Raw genomic sequence first — 2,964 nt, forward strand, 5'->3', positions numbered from 1 at the left:
GTTCTGATCGCGGCCGCGACCGCCACGCTCGGGTTTGCGCCCGGGGCGCGCGCGGCGACGGCGACGGCCGCGGCGACGGACACCACGGCGGCGACGGGCCAGGGGACGACCTCGCTCTCGGAGGTGGTGGTGCAGGCGCGGCGCAGCTCGGAGAACCTGCAGCGGGTGCCGGTGGCGGTGACCGTGGTGACGCCCAAGGCGATCGATTCCGCGGGTGTCTTCGAGCCGACCACCCTGGCCAATCTGACCCCCGGGCTGACGGTTCCGGCGACCATCTCCGACCGGGAGAACGTCGTCTATACGATCCGCGGCCAGTCCTACTCCTACAGCAACCAGTTCAATGCGGTGCTGACCTACCTGAACGACGTGCCGGTCACCCAGATCGACCACGGCATGTTCTTCGATCTCGACAACGTCCAGATCCTGCGCGGACCCCAGGGCACGCAGTTCGGCCGGGTCACCGACGGCGGCAACGTGATGCTCTATCCGAAGCGGCCCTCCAACCAGTTCGACGGCTACGTCGAGGGGAAAGTCGGAGACTACAACCTCAGGGACGTCACCGCCGCCCTCAACATTCCGGTCATCCCCGACAAGCTGATGATCCGCGGCGCCATGGACCTCAGCCGGAGGGACGGCTTCACCCAGAACCTGGTCACCGGCAAGGACCTCGACAACGTCAACTACGACGCCTTCCGCGTCGGGATCATCATCAAGCCCACCGAGAACCTGGAGAACTACACCTCCGTCTCCTGGGAGCACACCAACGAGAACGGCACCTCGGTCGAGCCGGAGTATATCAACCAGACGCCGCTGACGGCCAACGCGCTTGGGATCGCGAGCCTGTTTCCGGGCCTCTACTCGCTCAACGCGCTCGGCGACGTGGTGGGCGTCCAGGCGGGCCTCACCCCGTTCACCGGGCCCAACTACCTTGCCTCCCTCGAGCACATGGTCTCACGCCAGCTGGCGCTGGGTCCGCGGGCGACCTTCGAGACCGGGCCGGTGTTCGACCGCCGCGACAACATCTTCGTCACCAACACCACCACCTGGGACCTGCATTTCCTCACGGTGAAGAACATCTTCGGCTACATCTTCACCAAGGACGACGAGGCGCAGGACTTCCTCGGCGGCTCCGGCGCGGTGGTCAGGCCCTGTCACTCGGCCTGTCCCAACGGCGCCCCGAACATCCCGCTGATCAGCCAGGAGCAGTTCAGCGAGGAGTTCCGCCTCTCCGGCAAGGTGTTCGACGACCGCCTGACCTGGTCGGCCGGCGCCTACACCGATGCCCAGAAGAACGCCGGTCCCAGCGAGAACAACACCATCGGCTTCGGCGTCTTCCAGCGCACCAACGTCGCCCTCATCAAGACCTGGGAGGTGGCCGGCTACGGCAACGTCGAGTACGACCTCCACGACTTCCTGCCCGGCCTGAAGATCAACGGCGGCGTCCGCTACTCCTCGGACAGCAACCACTCCGACGTGAACACCTACATCCTGCCGGAGCCCTCGCCTCTCCTGCCAGCGGCCTTCACCACCGTTCCGCACTCGGTTTGCATCGACCTGCCGACCGCGCCGTGCGTGCACGTGCGGGCGCAGTTCCACGCCTTCACCTACACGGCCGGGGCGAGCTACCAGTTCAGTCCGAACCAGATGATCTATGCGAAGGTCAGCCGCGGCTACCGGCCGGGCGGCGTGGCCGGGGCGGCCCCGACCGGGGTGGACCCGCGCTACCAGCCTGAAGGCGATCTCTCCGTGGAGGTGGGCGCCAAGGCCGACTTCGACATCCACGGGGTGAAGCTGCGCACCAACATCGCGCTGTTCCACGACGACTACACCAAGATTCAGCAGAACGTGAACCTGCCGCCGCAGAACGGCCAGGCGGTGGCGGTGGTCAAGAACGTCGACGACGCCGTCTACCAGGGGGTCGAGTTCGAAGGCACCCTGATCCCGTTCCAGGGCATGACCATCGGCGTGAACTACGCCTACTTCGCGGGCCATTACAAACCGCTGCCCACCGACCCGCTGACCAACCCCACCAGCCCCTGCAATCCCAACGCCTTTCTGGTCGCCGGCTACTGCTCGGCCAACGCGGTGGGCTACATGCCGAGGAACGAGGTCGGCTTGAACGCCGACTACGACCTGCCGCTGGACCCGGCCATCGGCACCGTCACCATCGGCGCCACCTGGCACTACCAGACCAAGACCTGGCTCACCCTGGTGAGCCGCCTCAATCCCTACTCGCTGCAGCCCGCCTACAACACCTTGGATCTGCGGGCCACCTGGCATGGGATCTTCGGCCACCCGATCGACGCCTCGTTCTTCATGACCAACCTCACCAACCAACTCTACCGGATCGGCTCCGACGACCTCTCGCCTGCCTCCCAGATCGGCATCGCGAGCTCCATCTACGGGCCGCCGCGGATGTTCGGCTTCGGCCTCAAGTACCGCTTCGGCGTCTCGGGCTCGTAACCCTCGCCCCGCGCTAGCGGGGAAAGGTCCGCCAAAGCGGCGTGCGGAGCCCGGCGCGAGGAGCGCCGGGCTCGCTGCGTTCGGACCGCCTGATCGTGAAAATCTAGCCTTGGTTCAAGAGCCTGGAGCGCGTTCTGACCGCGAGGGCGATGCCGCTCTTGCGCAAGCGGATTTAGGGCGACCGGCGCTTCTCCGGGCCGTCAACCTATGCCGACGCTCTCGCCTCTCCCGGCCCGCAGGTCGGGGAGAGGCGAGACGCCGGAGCGACCGCCGCCTCAGGCGGCGGCGAACTTCCCCGCCTTGAAGTACTTCAGCGCGTTGTCGCAGACGATCTTGCGCTTTTCGTCGGCGGGGATGTCGCGGAACTGGTCTTCGATGATCTGCCGCGAGTTCGGCCAGTCGCACTGGACGTGCGGGAAGTCGGTGGACCACTGGATCCGGTCGACGCCGATGTCGTGGCGGACCTTGAGCCCGAACCGATCGACCTGGAATCCCCAGTGG

Annotated in this window: 2 protein-coding genes; one reads left to right on the forward strand and one right to left on the reverse strand. The window is 66.4% G+C overall.

Translation table 11 applies throughout. The features are described from left to right. Positions 1-2,463, forward strand: a 2,463-nt coding sequence (locus tag JOZ00_RS00435) for a TonB-dependent receptor (protein WP_293338340.1), incomplete at its 5' end; no start/stop codon positions are given. Between the two features lie 275 nt (positions 2,464-2,738). On the opposite strand, the gene JOZ00_RS00440 is transcribed toward JOZ00_RS00435, so the two are convergent. After that, positions 2,739-2,964: amidohydrolase family protein (locus JOZ00_RS00440; RefSeq protein ID WP_293338342.1), on the reverse strand; the 226-nt coding region annotated here is incomplete at its 5' end.

Origin of the sequence: Mycobacterium sp. (genome assembly GCF_019243155.1) — a bacterium.
GTDB lineage: Bacteria > Actinomycetota > Actinomycetes > Mycobacteriales > Mycobacteriaceae > Mycobacterium.